Below are 14,855 nucleotides of genomic sequence, written 5' to 3' on the forward strand. Positions count from 1 at the left end.
AACCGCTCTTATTCCTGAAAATAGTCCTCCACCCGCCGGAACAGCAGCGGGGTGATGCCGGGATAGGTCACGTTTTCCGGCAGGGTGGGAAACAGCCGGGTTTCAGCCATTTCGCTTTCCGGCAAGTTGCTCATTTTGGAGATTTCGGCAAAAAATACCGCGCCGGCAGCTTCGCTGCTTTCGTCCGCGGCAAGATAACCGCAAACCGGCGTCAGGGTAAATTCCTCCGCGCCGGATTCCTCCCAAAGCTCCCGCCGGGCAGCCTGCTCCGGGGTCTCTCCCGGCTCGATGTGCCCGCCCTGGGTCTCCCAGGTGTCCCGAGATTTGTGGCGGCTGAGCATGAGCTTCCCCTGGAATTTGGAGAATATCACCACATATTGATAGGTTTTGTGTTCCTCCATGTCAAATGTTCTGCAAAGGCTGCTGTTTTTCCCTGCCATATTCTTTCCCCTTCCCTGCAAATGCTTCCGAAAATCATTTTAGTACCCGGTTTTGTTCGCCGTCAACCGCCCAGCCCGGAAATTTACAGGCTGTTCACAAAGGCGTTCCCGCAAAAGCGTCAGTCCTCCATCACCCGGCGGACGGCGCCGTCGTAGGCGGGGTTGGCTTTTTTCAGGGAAACAGGGCGGCTTTCCTTTAAGAAGCAATGGGAGGTTTTCCCCTGACAGCGGACTTCCCCCGTCGCCTTGTCCCGCACGGTATAGCAAAAGGCGATCCGCGTGCCGGTATAGCTTTCCACCCCGGCTTCGATCAGCACCGTGTCCCCAAAGCGCGTCATGGTTTTATACTCCGCTTCCGCGCGGAGCACCGGGCTGACGATCCCCCCGGCTTCCAGCTCCTCATAGCTGAAGCCCCACACCCGCATAAAATGAATGCGGGCTTCCTCGAACCAGCGGATATAATTGGAATGGTGCACGCAGTCCATTCTGTCCGTCTCGTAATAATAGACCTGCCGCTGGTAAACCGCCGTTTTCATAGGCTCTCCCCCACCTGGTATTTTTCTTAAAGTATAGTATAACCCGCAGGGTTTTTCAAGTGTTGACATAGCCGGACAGGGTGGGGACATAAGCATGAAACACAGGGAATTTCTTCCTGAACTGACAGGGATTGTTTGCGATTTGTTCATAGTCGGGCTGTTGATTTTCCCGTCGAAAAATGATAAGATGTAGTATATTCCGATTTTTTCGGGCAGCCTGTGGAAAACCTGCGAAACCTGCGGTTTTGCGGCGCTGTTCCCGGCTTTTACCCAAGGACCGTCCGGCGCGCCGCGCCGAAGAAGAAAGGACTGCGTTGTAAGCATGAAAATTGGCATGGATGTAGGCTCTACCACCTTAAAATGCGTGGTATTTGACGACAGCGGAGCGCCTGTGTTCCGGGAATATGAACGGCACTTTTCCCAGATCGCGGAAAAGGCGTCGGGTATGCTTTCCCGCATTCGGGAACAGTTTCCCGAAGCCACCCGGGCCGGGCTTTGCATTTCCGGCTCCGCAGGCATGGGGCTTGCAGAGGATTTGAAGATACCCTTCGTGCAGGAGGTATATGCCACCCGCACGGCAACAAAAGCATATCTGCCCCAAGCCGACGTGGTGATCGAGCTGGGCGGCGAGGACGCGAAGATCCTGTTCCTGACCGGCTCTATGGAGGTGCGCATGAACGGCTCCTGCGCCGGGGGCACCGGGGCGTTCATCGACCAGATGGCGACCCTGCTGAACATCACCCCGGACGAGCTGAACGAGATCGCAAAAACCAGCGAACGCACCTACAGCATCGCTTCCCGCTGCGGCGTGTTCGCCAAATCGGATATCCAGGCGCTGCTCAATCAGGGCGCCCAGAAAAACGACATTGCCCTGAGCATTCTGAACGCCGTGGTGAACCAGACCATCGCCGGGCTGGCGCAGGGGCGGGAGATCCGGGGGAACGTCATCTATCTGGGCGGTCCGCTCACCTTCCTTTCCCAGCTGCGGGCTGCTTTTGACAGGATCTTGGGCGTCAAGGGCACCTGCCCGGAAAATTCCCTTTACTATGTGGCTGCCGGCGCCGCCATGTCCGAGACCAGCGAGGAATTTGACCTCTCTGAGGTGACGGAGCGCATTCGCACCTACAGCTCCAGCCACCAGTACCAGAGCAGCGAGGCGCTGTTCCAGAGCCAGGCGGAATACCACGAGTTTGCCGCCCGCCACGCCAAAGACAGCATTCGCACCGACGCGCCCCTGCTGCCGGGAAATATCGCCTATGTGGGCATTGACGCCGGCTCCACCACGCTGAAGGCAACGGCGATCAATGAGCAGGAGGAGATCATTTTCTCCCAGTACCTGCCCAATTCCGGCAATCCCGTGCCGCTGGTAAAGGAATTTTTGCAGGCGCTGTACGAAAAATTCCCCGGCATTGTGATCCGCTCCGCCGCTTCCACCGGGTACGGCGAGGAGATCATCAAAAACGCCTTTTCCCTGGACATGGGCGTGGTGGAAACCATTGCCCACTTCACCGCCGCCCGGAAGTTCGAGCCTGAGGTGGACTTCATTATCGACATCGGCGGGCAGGACATCAAGTGCTTCAAAATCAAGAACGGCACCATCGACAATATCTTCCTGAACGAAGCCTGCTCCTCCGGCTGCGGCTCCTTTTTGCAGACCTTCGCCGGGGCGCTGGGCTATCAAATGAGCGACTTCGCGAAATGCGGTCTCTTTGCCGACAGCCCGGTGGACCTGGGCTCCCGCTGCACGGTGTTCATGAATTCCTCCGTAAAGCAGGCGCAGAAGGACGGCGCTTCCATTGAAAATATTTCCGCCGGGCTTTCCATGAGCGTGGTGAAAAACGCGCTGTACAAGGTCATTCGCGTGACCGACGCCAAAAGCCTGGGCGACCACATCGTGGTGCAGGGCGGCACGTTCCTAAACGACGCCGTGCTCCGGGCGTTTGAAAAGGAGATCGGCAAGAACGTGACCCGCCCCTCCGTTTCCGGGCTGATGGGCGCTTACGGCGCGGCGCTGTACGCAAAGCAGCACCAGGAAGCGGAAAAAAGCACTATTCTTACGCCGGAAGCTTTGAAAAACTTTACCCACGAGGTGCGCTCCATCACCTGCAACGGCTGCCAGAACCACTGCCGCCTGACGGTGAACACCTTCCAGAACGGCTCCCGCTACATCGCGGGCAACCGCTGCGACAGACCTCTACAAAAGCACAGCCGCACCTCCCAGTACAACCTGTACGACTATAAGCGGGAGCTGCTTGCTTCCTATGCGCCCTGCACCGGGAAGCGGGGGACCATCGGCATTCCCATGGGGCTGAATATGTTTGAGCTGTACCCCTTCTGGTACGCCTTCTTTACGAAGCTGGGCTTTGGAGTGATCCATTCCCCGGATTCCGACCGGGAGCTGTACTTCCGGGGACAGCACACCATTCCCTCCGATACCGTGTGCTATCCGGCAAAGCTGATTCACGGGCACATCGAGGCGCTGCTGGAAGCTCACCCCGACGCCATCTTCTACCCCTGCATGAGCTATAATCTGGACGAGCACAAGGGCGACAACCACTATAACTGCCCGGTTGTCGCCTATTACCCCGAGGTGCTGGACGCCAATATCGAGGCGCTGGAACACACGAAATTTATTTACGACTATGTGGGGCTTCACCGGCGGAAGGATTTTCCGGGCAAAATGTTCCATATCCTGGAAAAATATTTTCCCGGCATTTCCGAGCGCGAGGTAAAGGAAGCCTCCGACGCCGCCTATGCCGAATACGAAGCCCATATGGCGCGCATTCGCAAAAAGGGAAAGGAATACCTGGCTTTGGCAAAGGACCAGAACCTGCCCGTCATTATCCTGTCCGGGCGCCCCTACCATCTGGACAACGAAATCAACCATGGCATCGACAAGCTGATCTGCGAGTGCGGCGCGGTGGTGGTAACGGAGGATTCCGTCAGCGACATGGTGGAGAAATTCCCCACCAGGGTCCTGAACCAGTGGACTTACCACTCCCGCCTGTACTGCGCCGCCAAATATGTGGCGGACAGCGGCGACAAGCGCGTCAATCTGGTGCAGCTGGTATCCTTCGGCTGCGGCGTGGACGCCATCACCGGCGACGAGGTGCGCTCCATTCTGGAGGACGGCGGCAGGATCTACACCCAGATCAAAATTGACGAGATCACTAACCTGGGCGCTGTGAAGATCCGGCTACGGAGCCTGTTTGCCGCGCTGGGGTTCTAGTCGTTAGATATTTAGTAATTAGTTGTTAGAAAAAGAACAAGGGCAAAGCGGGTAAATGATAGTTTAGCACGCATGAAATGAGAAATGAGCAACGAGCAATTATTGCAGAACTCTCGTTCCTCTATCTCGTGAAATCTAAATAACGGGGGAGAAAAAAGTTTTATTCACTCCCATTGGGAAAACCGCAAGCTATCTGCCTTTTATCAGGGGGTAGGCGGGGGGCGAAGCCCCCCGCCGAAGAAAGAAAAAATCGCACACGGCAGCATGATCGAAAAGGCAGGAACCTAAATGTGCGAAAGCAGAGGCTTTGGAAAACGGTTTTCCGACAACTGCTAAACTCCAATTTATCTACACAATTTTCGGTCGGGAGACGCGCTTGAAAGCAGTACCCGCTATCTTCCCGACTTGCCCGCGGGGGCACCCCGCGAAAGTCCTTTTCTAACAACCGAAAACTCACAACTGACAACAAATTAAGTAGGTGATAAAAATATGGCTGACGAAACCGCAAGAGTTGAATTTACCAGGGAAATGAAGAAGGATTACACCATTATCACGCCCAATATGGCGCCGATCCACTTCGAGCTGATCAAAAACGTGCTGGAAAGCTTTGGCTACCACATTGACCTGCTGCGGACCACTGGCAGGGAGATCGTGGACGAGGGCTTGAAGTATGTACATAACGACACCTGCTACCCCGCGCTGCTTTCCATTGGGCAGATGATGCACGCCCTGCACAGCGGCAAGTACGACCTGCACAAGGTAGCGCTCATCATGACCCAGACAGGCGGCGGCTGCCGGGCGTCAAACTACATTCATCTGCTGAGAAAGGCGCTGAAAAAGGACGGGCTGGACTATATCCCCGTGATCTCCCTGAACCTTTCCGGGCTGGAATCCAATTCCGGGTTCCAGATCACCCTGCCCCTGCTGCGCCGGGCGATCGCCGCCCTGACCTACGGCGACCTGCTGATGCTCTTAAAGAACCAGACCAAGCCCTATGAGGTCTTGGAGGGCGCAAGCGACGCGCTGGTAGAGCATTGGACGCTGACGCTGACCAAGCTCTTTGAGCAGGGGAAGGCCTTTTCCCAGCGGGAAATGCACCAGTATTTCGACAGCATTACAAAATCCTTTGCGGATATCGAGCGCCGGGACGTGAAGAAGACCAGGGTCGGCGTGGTGGGCGAGATCTATGTCAAATATTCGCCCCTTGCCAACAACCATCTGGAGGATTTCCTTTTCGAGCAGGGGTGCGAGGTCATGGTGCCCGGCATTCTGGGCTTTATGATCTTCAAGGTGGACAACCGCCTGGAGGACATTGCCCTGTACGGCGGGAATCCTGCCAAAAAGCAGCTTTGCACTATGCTGAAATGGTATTTTACCAAATATGAAACGGACCTGATCGACGCTGTGAAGAAATTCCCCCAATTCACGCCCCCCGCCCCCTATTCCCATTTGAAAAAGCTGGCGGGGCAGGTGATCGGCTACGGCTGCAAGATGGGCGAGGGCTGGCTTTTGACCGCAGAGGTCATGGAGCTGATCGAAAGCGGCTACGGCAATGTGGTATGCACCCAGCCCTTTGGCTGCCTGCCTAACCACATCGTGGGCAAGGGCATGATCCGCAAGGTAAAAAGCGTTTATCCCGAAGCAAATATCGTGCCTATCGACTATGACCCCAGCGCCACCAAGGTCAATCAGGAAAACCGCATCAAGCTGATGCTGGCAGTGGCAAGAGAGCAGGAAAACAGCACCCCCGCCGCTTCCCCCGCTGTGCCTGCCGCCGGCGAAGCTTAACAGGCAAGGCTTTTTTGCAGGAAATGACCAGAGCAAGGAAAGGAAAGTGGTCCTATTTATGGCAAACAAGATCATTCTCAGCGCGGACAGCACCTGTGACCTGGGCGATGAGCTGAAAGCCCGGTACGATGTGCATTATTATCCCTTCCACATCATTTTGGAGGAGAAGGATTATCAGGACAATGTGGACATCACGGTAAAGGAGATTTTTGAGGCGTACTATGCCCGGAAAGCCCTGCCCCGGACCGCCGCCATCAACATGGAGGAGTATGTGGAATACTTCAAGCCGTGGGTGGACGAGGGATATGACGTCATTCACCTGAATTTGGGCGGGGCAATTTCCAGCGCCCACAAAAACTGCGTCCTGGCGGCGCAGGAGCTGGGCGGGCACGTGTTCCCCATCGACAGCTTCAGCCTGTCCACGGGCATTTCCCTGCAGGTCATTGAAGCAGGGGAACGTATCCGGGCGGGAATGCCTGCCCGGCAGATCGCCGAGGAGGTCAGCGCCCTGCGGGCAAAGACCCACGCCAGCTTTATTCTGGACACGCTGGACTTCATGCGGGCAGGCGGGCGGTGCTCCACCGTGGCGGCGGTGGGGGCGAACCTTTTGAGCCTGAAGCCCTGCATTGAGGTGGACAATTCCGACGGCAGTATGCACGTGGGCAAAAAGTACCGCGGCTCCCTGGAAAAGGTGCTGGTGCAGTACGTGAAGGAAAAGCTTGCCCAGTACCCGGACATCAAAAGGGACCATATTTTCATCACCTATTCCTCCATTGCGCCGGAGCTGGAGGAGCTGGTGCGCAAGACCATTCAGGAAACCATGGATTTCAAGGAGATCCATGCCACCCACGCCAGCTGCACCATCGCGTCCCACTGCGGTCCCAACACGCTGGGTATTTTATTTGAGACCCTTTCCTGATTATTTTGCGGAGCTTTGCCGTGAGGGGCTGAGAAAATGGGCAAATTTCAATTAAAACCCTATACGGGGAAATATGCCGGGCAGCATTTGCCCCGGCGGATCATTGCCATGCTGGTGGCTGTTACGGTCATGGGGCTGGGGGTATCCCTTTTCATGCTGGCTTCCATGGGCTGCGATCCCTTTTCCACCTTGAATCAGGGGATCTCCTCCCGGATCGGAATGAGCTTCGGCACATGGCAGGCTATTTTGAATATCCTGCTGCTGATCGTCATTCTCTTTCTGGACCGTTCCATGCTGGGGCTGGGCACCCTGGGCAATATGTTCCTGGTGGGCTTTTCCGCCGACTTTTTCAGCCCCATCTGGAACAGGCTGGTGGACGCCCAGGCGCTGTCCCTGTGGGCGCGGCTGCTGCTTACGCTGGTGGGTGTGGCGCTGATGCTGGTCGCCTGCTCCTTTTACGTCACCTCTAATTTGGGCATGGCGCCCTATGACTGCCTTTCCTTCATTGTGCCCAACAAGACGAAAATCCCCTTCCGCTGGTGGCGTATCCTCTGCGACGTGACCTGCGTGGTCATCGGCTTTTTCTGCGGCGCGCCGGTAGGGGTGGGCACGCTCATCATGGCGTTCGGCACAGGACCCCTATTGCCGCTGTGCAACAAATACCTTGCCGCGCCGGTGCTGAAAATTTCGGAAATCAAGAAGAATGAAACGCTTTCGTAAAAAAGGAGCTGACCAATCGGCCAGCTCCTTTTTTGAAAGCACGGCTCATGAAAGCCGCTTCAGATAGTTCAGCACCTGTTTTGGGGAAAAATCCAGCACTTCCTGCAAATCGTTTTCCTCCTGCGCAAGCCGGATCGCTTCCGCCCCCAGATAGTAGCCCACGTCCGAATGTCCCTCAAAGGCGCACCAGTCGCCGAAAAAGCCCTGGATACTTTCGCCGTTTTCCACTCTTTTCAAGTATTCCAGGGCAAGCCGCCCCCGGTTTTCCTCACACCAATCCAGCCAGCCGTTCGTATCCTGGTGGTAAAAGCGGGGGTCACCGCACATCATTTGCTCAAAACGCATGGCGACCCCCTCCGTATAGAGCTGCCACATAGCTTTTTCCTCAGCCGTTTCCTCCCTGCTTTCCGCCATTCTGTTTTGGAAATGCCACTGGTGCCCTAATTCGTGATAGAGCAGCCCTATCATATCCCGCTCGCCGGTCCACCCCAGCTCCACGATTTTTTCCAGCCCCAAAAGGACGGCGGGTCTCCCGTCAAGCTCCGTTGCCCAGCCCGCCCCATTGCACAGCCCCAGATAAAAGACCACGCTGCTGTCTATTTTTCCACAGGGCAGGGCAGCGCATTTTTCCTCAATTGCACGGGCTGCTTTCAAAAAAGATTCATGGGCAGCCTCCGCCTCGTGCCGATGGGCAAACAGGCTTTCCAATACGGGGAGCACGTCCCTTTCAAAGTCATATTCCCGGATATCCTCCCACAGCATTTCCGGCAGGGCTTTGGAAATCCCCGCGGCATAGGCTTGATAGGCTTCTCTCTGAAAGCTTCCCTTTTCAAAAAGCCGCTTGATTTCCTCATAAGTGTCGGTAATTTGAATCATTTTTTCTTCCTTCTGCAAAACAGCGTTGAAATTTCTACTTTCTATTTTCCTCTCCATCTACCCGGTTGTCAATAGTGGGGCAAAAACAGTTTTGTGCATTTACACAAAAAATGCAGATATTTCCCATGATTCCCGTGAAAATATCTAATTCAAATGGGAGATGTTTGTAGGAACTGTCACTTGACAAAGCCCATGTTTCAAGCTAGACTGAAATTACCACAAAGCTCGTCAATATATTAACAAAATTTCCCGAAAGGAGCGAAGCGTATGTCATTCAATATCGGCGCGTTTTTCACAGCAGCCTGGCCCTGGATCAAGGGTGCTCTTGTCCTGATCGTGGTGGTCGCCGTGGCAATGCTGGTCCTCTGGCTTGTTTCCGGGCGGAACAAGAAGGGCGGAGAGGATTCTCTCGACCGCGTTCTTCGCCCCATGGCTTTTATGAAAGGTCACCAGAACACCGGCGGCGGTGGCGGCGGCAGGACCGGCGTGCGCTGACGGATTGAACGCATTTTCTACTATCGTCCTTATTTTCAGCCCCCTTGGAGCTCCGAGGGGGCTGTCGTTATAAGCGAAACAGTTCCGTCCATTCGCCGGGTCGTTTTCTCTGGAAAACGCGGAAAGAGCATGGAATGATCCATGCTCTTCCTTTTGGGTTTTCAGGGAAATTAGGGGAATTGAGTTTACTCAGAGAGGGGAAACAGGGCGCCGAGCTTTGTGTAATCTTCCCGGAAAGAAAAGCTTCCGTCCTCCGCCATTTGGAACATGGTAGGGGCAATGCCGTCATACACCGCCAGATAGACGGTCTCCCCGGCATACTGCTCCAGATCTTCCATGTCCACCAGCCAATAGGCTATACCGTCCTGCACAAAGCTGAAGGTGCTGGTCCCGCTGAACAGACCGTCTTCCTTCAGGGGGTCGTGCCCCTTTACCAGCGGCAGGGGGTGGAAACTGGAGGCATTGAAGTCCTCCGCGCCAATGGGGGCGCCGTCCTTGCGCTCCGCAAGCAGCACCGCATAGGTGTGGGACTGCTCCACGTCGGGGTTCAGCACGGAAAGCCCTTTCCCCGATGTAGTGCCTGCCAGATGGATCAGGTAGTCTCCCGTTTCCTGGGTTTCGTTCATAGGCACCGCTTCCTCCCCGGCAAATGCCTGGGCGATTTTCGGCTCCTGCATGATATCCGCCACCTGGGACGGGCTGAGCCACTGTACGGCAGCATATGCCGAAATGCTGAGCAGCAGGGTACACGCCACAGCCACTGCCGCTTTCCATATTTTCTTGTGCTTCATCGTATGCATCTCCTTTTTTTGCGTTTCGTGGCGGGTCTGCCGCAGCAGAGCCAGCGTGCGCTCCTGAAAATCAGGAGAAAAGGTTATGCTGTCTATGGCCTTCCGATAGTTGTTCCAGTTCATAAAGAATCCTCCTTCAGGCTTTTGCGCAGCCGTTCCCGACCACGTGCCAGCCGGGTCCCCACCGTGGCGGCGGGCAGCCCCAGCAGCTTTCCGATTTCTTTCGCGGAATACCCTTCATAGTAATGGAGGTACAGGACCGCTCCATATTTTTTCGGCAGTGCCCGCACCGCGTCCAAAATGTAGTCCGTCCCACTCCAACCGGCAGACTGCAGACCGTCCGCCTCCTCTAAAGAAAGGTTTTTCCGCTCCGCCCGGCGGCGTATGTCGCCGGCGCGGTGAAGGGTGGCGCGGATCAGCCACGCCTTTTCATGTTCGGCGTCCCGAAACCTGACAGGCGAGGACAGCAGCTTCAAAAATACCTCCTGCACCGCGTCCTCCGCGTCTGCGGCGGAACGCAGGCGGGTACAGGCAAGGCGCAGAAGCATGGGGCTGTATTCCGCAACGATCCTCTCGATCATTTCATCGGTACCTGACGAAACCATCTTTTCATCTCCCTTCACCCTTAACACGTTTCAGCTTCCCCTATTTTTTCATTTTCCCTGAAATTTTTTTCAGAACCGCCGCAGCCGCAAAAAACAGACCCAGCCATACGGCTGGGTTTACGCGTGTCGGAAAAAATTTTTTCGACACGCGTAAACAGGTTGAGGAAACCTACGATTTCCTCAACCTGTTGTGATTGAAACGCGAGAGAGGGGTCTTGCCTGTCGGCTCGGTCAGCGCTGAACGGTCTCCACCGGAGACCAGCGCCCCTAACGGTTCCCTGAAGCTGCGAAGCAGCTTCTCCACACTTCTTCCCCTTTCCGTTTCTTACAGTTAGAGAGCTTATCGACAGTCTGAGACCCAGCCGAACGGCTGGGTCCTTTTCTAATAACTAATAACTAACCGCTAAATTCCCAGCAGGGCGGGAACAGCCTCCTTCATCTTGGCAACGACGGCTTCGCTTTCCGCTCTGGTAGCGCCCTTGCCGGACAGGTAAATCTTGATCTTCGGCTCGGTGCCGGAGGGGCGGACGATCAGCTTGCAGCCCGTCTCCATGCGGTACTCCAGCACGTTGGACTTGGGCAGGTCGATTTTCCCCTCTTTATCGCCATAGGACACGGACTCCAGATAATCGCTGCGCCCGGTGACCTTTGCCCCGGCGATCTCGGCGGGCGGATTTTTCCGCAGGGTGTCCATAATGCCGTTCATGGTCTTCATGCCGTCCTCGCCCTCAAAGCCGTAGCTGCACACGTCGTTGACATAGTACCCGTATTTCTCATACAGGGCGTTCATGGCGTCCACCAGGGTCATGCCCTTTTTCTTGTAATAGGAAGCCATTTCGCAGATGAGCATACTGCCGTCCACGGCGTCCTTATCCCGGACATAGCCGCCGGAGAGGTAGCCGTAGCTCTCCTCAAAGCCCAGCAGGTAACGGTCTTCCTCGCCTTTTTCCTCCAGCTCGGCAATAATGTCGCCGATATACTTAAAGCCGGTAAGGCAGCGGCGCAGCTCCACACCGTAATCCTTTGCCACGGGGTCCACCATGTCGGTGCTGACGATGGTGGTCACGGCAACCGGGCGGGCGGGCAGCCTGCCCTGCTCCTTTTTCACCCTGGCAATAAAGTCCATCAGGAGAACGCCCACTTCGTTGCCGGTCATCAGCACATAGGCGTCGTTCTGGTTCACGGCAATGCCCACACGGTCACAGTCCGGGTCGGTGGCAAGCAGCAGGTCGGGCTTCACCTTTTCACAAAGCTCCAGGCCCTTTTGCAGCGCTTCCCGGATTTCCGGGTTCGGATAGGGGCAGGTGGGGAAATTGCCGTCCGGCTCGCTCTGCTCCGGCACGATGGTGATGTCCTTGACGCCGATACGGTCCAAAATCCTGGTGACGCACATTTTGCCGCTGCCGTTTAAGGGGGTGTATACCAGCTTCAAATTGCTGGCGTCGCCGATCAGGCTCTCCTGATATACGTCGTCCAGGAAAGCGCTGACGGTCTCCTCGCCGATATATTCGATCATGCCGGACTTGACCCCTTCTTCAAAATCCATCTTTTTCACATCGGAGAAAATATCCAGGGAATTGATCTCGTTCATGATACCGTCCGCCATGTCGGCAGTGACCTGGCAGCCGTCGCTGCCATATGCTTTATAGCCGTTATACTTGGCAGGGTTGTGGCTGGCGGTGACACAGATACCGGCGTTGCACTGTAAATGCCGCACCGCGTAGGACAGGGACGGGGTGGGCATCAGCTGGGGATAGAGGTACGCCTTGATGCCGTTGGCGGCAAGCACCGCCGCGGACTGCTGGGAGAACAGCACGCCCTTATTCCGGCTGTCGTGGGCAATTGCCACAGACTGGGGCTTTCCGTCCCCGTGCTTTAACAGATAATTGGCAAGCCCCTGGGTGGCTTTCCGCACCGTGTACACGTTCATGCGGTTGGTGCCCGCGCCGATCACACCGCGCAGGCCGCCGGTGCCGAACTCCAGGTCCCGATAGAAACGGTCGTTGATTTCCTCCGGCTGATCCTTCACCGAGAGAAGCTCCTCGGTCAGATCCTTATCGTCTAATTCCTGCTGTAGCCATCTTTCATACTCAGTCATGCTTATCGCCCTTTCTTCCTCAGAGATCGCCGGCGTTCGGTATTTCCCTGAATTTTCTGCTTTTAGATTACCATTTTTTGTGCGCTGTGTCAACAATGGACGGAAAAAGAATGTTCGACAAAAAGCGCCGAACATTCTTTTTCATAGTCTCTCAGGTACACCGCCATCAATGGGCGGAAAAAATGCTTTGCGGTATGAAATACCGCAATTCCCAAGAAGAAAGGCATAGCCTTTCTTTTGCGGAGCAAAACCGCCTTTTTTCACTGCCTCACAGGTGCACTGCCATAAGGACGATTTTCTCCCAATCGGCGGTGAGATGGTGTTTCCTACAAATGAACGAGAGAAAGCGGGACGATGTGGGCACCGTCCCCTACACACCCTCCGCAAAAGTCGCTTTTCAACGGTCTACTGAATCGAAATAATATTGGTCACAATGCCCTGGGGGGTGATATCCAGGGTGCCGTAGCTGGGCGGTTCCGACGGGGCATAATGCCCTGCGGAGCCGGGGTTCATCAGGTACAGCCCGTCATCATAATCGGTCAGGGCGTGGTGGGTGTGCCCAAACAGCAGCACCTGCGCTTTCTGCTCCCTGGCGGCGCACTCAGCCTGGTACAAGCCGCTTTTCACATTGTACAAATGCCCGTGGGTGTAAAAAATCGTTACCCCCTCCACTGTGTACACGCCGGTATAGGGCAGGTTGGAGCCCCAATCGCAATTGCCCCGCACCTGCAAAAATGTTTTTTCCGGGAAGCTGGGCTTTAACAGCGCCACATCGTCTTCCCCGTCTCCCAGGTGGATCACAAGCTCCGCCTGGGGCTGGGCAAGCAGGGCGGCGCGCAGGTTCCCCACATTCCTGTGGGTATCGGAAACTACCAGAATACGCATACGACCTCTCCTTTTTGGAATCTTTTCATCATTCCCGCCCCTCCTGCATACCATAAAGGTATAAGGGAAAATAAATGGAGGAATGTGTTTTATGAGCCAGAACGAGCCAAATTTGAACGAATCTCAGCTGGAAGCGCTGCTGAAGCTGACTTCCCAGCGTCTTGGGACTACCCCGGAGGCGCTGAAGCAGGCGGCGCAGAACGGCGACCTTTCCCATATGATGGGACAAAACGAATCCAATGCCATGAAAAAAGTGCTCAGCGACCCGGAAGCCGCTAAAAAATTATTGTCCTCGCCCCAGGCGCAGCGGCTGTTCCAAATGCTGCAAAAGGGGAAGAAATAAGCGGATTTTGAATTTTTTCCGTGAGGAGGCGCGCCATGGACGACCTGAGCCAACAGCTGAACCAGATTTTGTCCGACCCCCAAAGCATGCAGCAGATCCAGGGCATGATGAGCGCCCTTGGGCTGGGGAACAACACGTCCTCCGGCAGCACCTCCCCTGCGGCTCCGCCACCGGAACCTCCCCCGGCAGAGCCGGGCTTTGACCCCTCCGCGCTGGCAGGAATGCTCAGCGCTTTGGGGGGAGGCTCTGGCAGCAGCGCCTCTGCCCCGCCGCCCCAAAACCCACTGGGCGGCGTAACGCCGGAGCTGCTGCAAACCGTCACGCGGCTGGCGCCGCTGCTCAGTCAGGTCAACCGGGAGGACGATTCCACCCGGCTGCTGCACGCCCTGCGCCCGCTGCTCAGTGAAAAGCGCCGGAAAAAGCTGGACGAAGCCATAAAAATCCTGCAAATGATGCGGCTGATGCCCCTGCTCAAGGACAGCGGTCTATTTTCCGGGCTGCTCTCCGGGCTGCTGTAACGCCGGAGAAAGGAGCGCATATGCCAAACGAATACGACATGGATCAAATGCGGGAGGACGCTGTGCGCCGGGCAAGGGAAATGCAGTCCCGCGCCCATCTTCCGCCCAGACAGGAAGCTCCTCAGCAGCGGCGCGGCTCCCAGCAGCGCAGTCCCGCCCAGCGGAGCTCTTCCCCGTCCCAGCCTGCCCAGAGACACCCGCCGGAGCCCCCGGCAGAACATACAGAATCCCCGAGAGAACATACACAGCCCCCCGAAACCCGCCAGCCCATAGAGGAACGGTCCCAGGGGCAAATGCAATCCCCCGGATTGCTGGAATCCCTGTTTCAGGACAAGGAGCGCACGGTGATTTTGGCGCTGCTGATCCTGCTCAGCGAGGACGACAGCCATCACGATTTGATGTTCGCCCTGATGTTCCTGCTCATGTAGTTGTTAGCTGTTAGCAGTTAGTTGTTAGAAAGAGAAGAGAACGAGGGAATTAGGAATTAGAAATTAGAAATTAGCAATGAGCAAGGCAACAAAAAGACGGTGGAATATTTTTCCGCCCATTTTCTGAATTTTAGAACACTATAATCTATAGATCGGCGTACCCCAGAGACTATGAAAAAAGCGG

15 protein-coding genes are annotated in these 14,855 nt (G+C 55.8%); 8 read left to right on the forward strand and 7 right to left on the reverse strand.

The genetic code is table 11. The features are described from left to right. Positions 1-8: 8 nt before the first annotated feature. Both AB8996_RS02110 and AB8996_RS02115 read right to left on the reverse strand, forming a co-directional pair. Entirely contained in the window at positions 9-440 is a 432-nt protein-coding gene (locus AB8996_RS02110) for an NUDIX domain-containing protein (protein ID WP_369297322.1), read from the reverse strand. A 119-nt stretch (positions 441-559) separates the two neighbouring features. Then, on the reverse strand, positions 560-976 hold the full coding sequence (locus AB8996_RS02115) for an acyl-CoA thioesterase (protein ID WP_369297323.1): 417 nt from the start codon (positions 974-976) through the stop codon (positions 560-562). Between the two features lie 322 nt (positions 977-1,298). On the opposite strand from AB8996_RS02115, the gene AB8996_RS02120 reads away from it, so the two are divergent. From AB8996_RS02120 to AB8996_RS02135, 4 genes are all read left to right on the forward strand, one after another. Further along, entirely contained in the window at positions 1,299-4,205 is a 2,907-nt protein-coding gene (locus tag AB8996_RS02120) for an acyl-CoA dehydratase activase-related protein (protein ID WP_369297324.1), read from the forward strand. Between the two features lie 489 nt (positions 4,206-4,694). Further along, on the forward strand, positions 4,695-5,993 hold the full coding sequence (locus AB8996_RS02125) for a 2-hydroxyglutaryl-CoA dehydratase (RefSeq protein WP_369297325.1): 1,299 nt from the start codon (positions 4,695-4,697) through the stop codon (positions 5,991-5,993). Positions 5,994-6,051: 58 nt separating this feature from the next. After that, complete coding sequence (locus tag AB8996_RS02130) at positions 6,052-6,912, forward strand: DegV family protein (protein ID WP_369297326.1); 861 nt, start codon at positions 6,052-6,054, stop codon at positions 6,910-6,912. 36 nt (positions 6,913-6,948) lie between these two features. Then, a complete protein-coding gene (locus AB8996_RS02135; protein WP_369297327.1) occupies positions 6,949-7,632 on the forward strand; it encodes a YitT family protein in 684 nt (227 codons plus the stop codon). Positions 7,633-7,677: 45 nt separating this feature from the next. Here AB8996_RS02135 and AB8996_RS02140 read toward each other — a convergent pair whose 3' ends face one another. Further along, complete coding sequence (locus tag AB8996_RS02140; protein ID WP_369297328.1) at positions 7,678-8,508, reverse strand: hypothetical protein; 831 nt, start codon at positions 8,506-8,508, stop codon at positions 7,678-7,680. A gap of 267 nt (positions 8,509-8,775) precedes the next feature. On the opposite strand from AB8996_RS02140, the gene AB8996_RS02145 reads away from it, so the two are divergent. After that, positions 8,776-9,003 carry a hypothetical protein gene (locus tag AB8996_RS02145; RefSeq protein WP_369297329.1) on the forward strand — a complete coding sequence of 76 codons (228 nt, stop codon included), beginning with the start codon at positions 8,776-8,778 and terminating at the stop codon, positions 9,001-9,003. Positions 9,004-9,188: 185 nt separating this feature from the next. On the opposite strand, the gene AB8996_RS02150 is transcribed toward AB8996_RS02145, so the two are convergent. The 4 genes from AB8996_RS02150 to AB8996_RS02165 all read right to left on the reverse strand — a co-directional run bounded on the left by AB8996_RS02150 (position 9,189) and on the right by AB8996_RS02165 (position 13,382). Then, a complete protein-coding gene (locus AB8996_RS02150) occupies positions 9,189-9,917 on the reverse strand; it encodes a hypothetical protein (protein ID WP_369297330.1) in 729 nt (242 codons plus the stop codon). Then, positions 9,914-10,399 (reverse strand): RNA polymerase sigma factor, encoded by a 486-nt coding sequence (locus AB8996_RS02155; RefSeq protein ID WP_369297331.1) that lies wholly within the window; start codon positions 10,397-10,399, stop codon positions 9,914-9,916. The genes AB8996_RS02150 and AB8996_RS02155 overlap by 4 nt, the downstream gene beginning before the upstream one ends. A 403-nt stretch (positions 10,400-10,802) precedes the next feature. Then, a complete protein-coding gene (locus AB8996_RS02160) occupies positions 10,803-12,497 on the reverse strand; it encodes a phospho-sugar mutase (RefSeq protein ID WP_369297332.1) in 1,695 nt (564 codons plus the stop codon). A 405-nt stretch (positions 12,498-12,902) separates the two neighbouring features. Then, positions 12,903-13,382 (reverse strand): metallophosphoesterase, encoded by a 480-nt coding sequence (locus AB8996_RS02165; RefSeq protein ID WP_369297333.1) that lies wholly within the window; start codon positions 13,380-13,382, stop codon positions 12,903-12,905. 91 nt (positions 13,383-13,473) lie between these two features. Between AB8996_RS02165 and AB8996_RS02170 the strand changes: the two genes are divergently transcribed. From AB8996_RS02170 to AB8996_RS02180, 3 genes are read left to right on the forward strand one after another with little or no spacing between them, the layout of a single operon-like run. Next, positions 13,474-13,725, forward strand: coding sequence for a hypothetical protein (locus tag AB8996_RS02170; RefSeq protein WP_369297334.1), 252 nt, complete (start codon positions 13,474-13,476; stop codon positions 13,723-13,725). Positions 13,726-13,760: 35 nt separating this feature from the next. After that, positions 13,761-14,243 carry a hypothetical protein gene (locus AB8996_RS02175; protein WP_369297335.1) on the forward strand — a complete coding sequence of 161 codons (483 nt, stop codon included), beginning with the start codon at positions 13,761-13,763 and terminating at the stop codon, positions 14,241-14,243. A gap of 20 nt (positions 14,244-14,263) precedes the next feature. Further along, the gene (locus AB8996_RS02180; protein WP_369297336.1) at positions 14,264-14,671 is read left to right on the forward strand and encodes a hypothetical protein; all 408 of its coding nucleotides are present in this window, start codon (positions 14,264-14,266) and stop codon (positions 14,669-14,671) included. Positions 14,672-14,855: the final 184 nt, after the last annotated feature.

It is taken from the genome of uncultured Neglectibacter sp. (assembly GCA_937958185.1).
Taxonomy (GTDB): Bacteria; Bacillota; Clostridia; order Oscillospirales; family Acutalibacteraceae; genus Acutalibacter.

Coding starts and splice junctions, on each gene's coding strand:
- AB8996_RS02110 (WP_369297322.1), bottom strand. CDS start 440: ATGGCAGGGAAAAACAGCAGCCTTTGCAGAACATTTGACATGGAGGAA.
- AB8996_RS02115 (WP_369297323.1), bottom strand. CDS start 976: ATGAAAACGGCGGTTTACCAGCGGCAGGTCTATTATTACGAGACGGAC.
- AB8996_RS02120 (WP_369297324.1), top strand. CDS start 1,299: ATGAAAATTGGCATGGATGTAGGCTCTACCACCTTAAAATGCGTGGTA.
- AB8996_RS02125 (WP_369297325.1), top strand. CDS start 4,695: ATGGCTGACGAAACCGCAAGAGTTGAATTTACCAGGGAAATGAAGAAG.
- AB8996_RS02130 (WP_369297326.1), top strand. CDS start 6,052: ATGGCAAACAAGATCATTCTCAGCGCGGACAGCACCTGTGACCTGGGC.
- AB8996_RS02135 (WP_369297327.1), top strand. CDS start 6,949: ATGGGCAAATTTCAATTAAAACCCTATACGGGGAAATATGCCGGGCAG.
- AB8996_RS02140 (WP_369297328.1), bottom strand. CDS start 8,508: ATGATTCAAATTACCGACACTTATGAGGAAATCAAGCGGCTTTTTGAA.
- AB8996_RS02145 (WP_369297329.1), top strand. CDS start 8,776: ATGTCATTCAATATCGGCGCGTTTTTCACAGCAGCCTGGCCCTGGATC.
- AB8996_RS02150 (WP_369297330.1), bottom strand. CDS start 9,917: ATGAACTGGAACAACTATCGGAAGGCCATAGACAGCATAACCTTTTCT.
- AB8996_RS02155 (WP_369297331.1), bottom strand. CDS start 10,399: ATGGTTTCGTCAGGTACCGATGAAATGATCGAGAGGATCGTTGCGGAA.
- AB8996_RS02160 (WP_369297332.1), bottom strand. CDS start 12,497: ATGACTGAGTATGAAAGATGGCTACAGCAGGAATTAGACGATAAGGAT.
- AB8996_RS02165 (WP_369297333.1), bottom strand. CDS start 13,382: ATGCGTATTCTGGTAGTTTCCGATACCCACAGGAATGTGGGGAACCTG.
- AB8996_RS02170 (WP_369297334.1), top strand. CDS start 13,474: ATGAGCCAGAACGAGCCAAATTTGAACGAATCTCAGCTGGAAGCGCTG.
- AB8996_RS02175 (WP_369297335.1), top strand. CDS start 13,761: ATGGACGACCTGAGCCAACAGCTGAACCAGATTTTGTCCGACCCCCAA.
- AB8996_RS02180 (WP_369297336.1), top strand. CDS start 14,264: ATGCCAAACGAATACGACATGGATCAAATGCGGGAGGACGCTGTGCGC.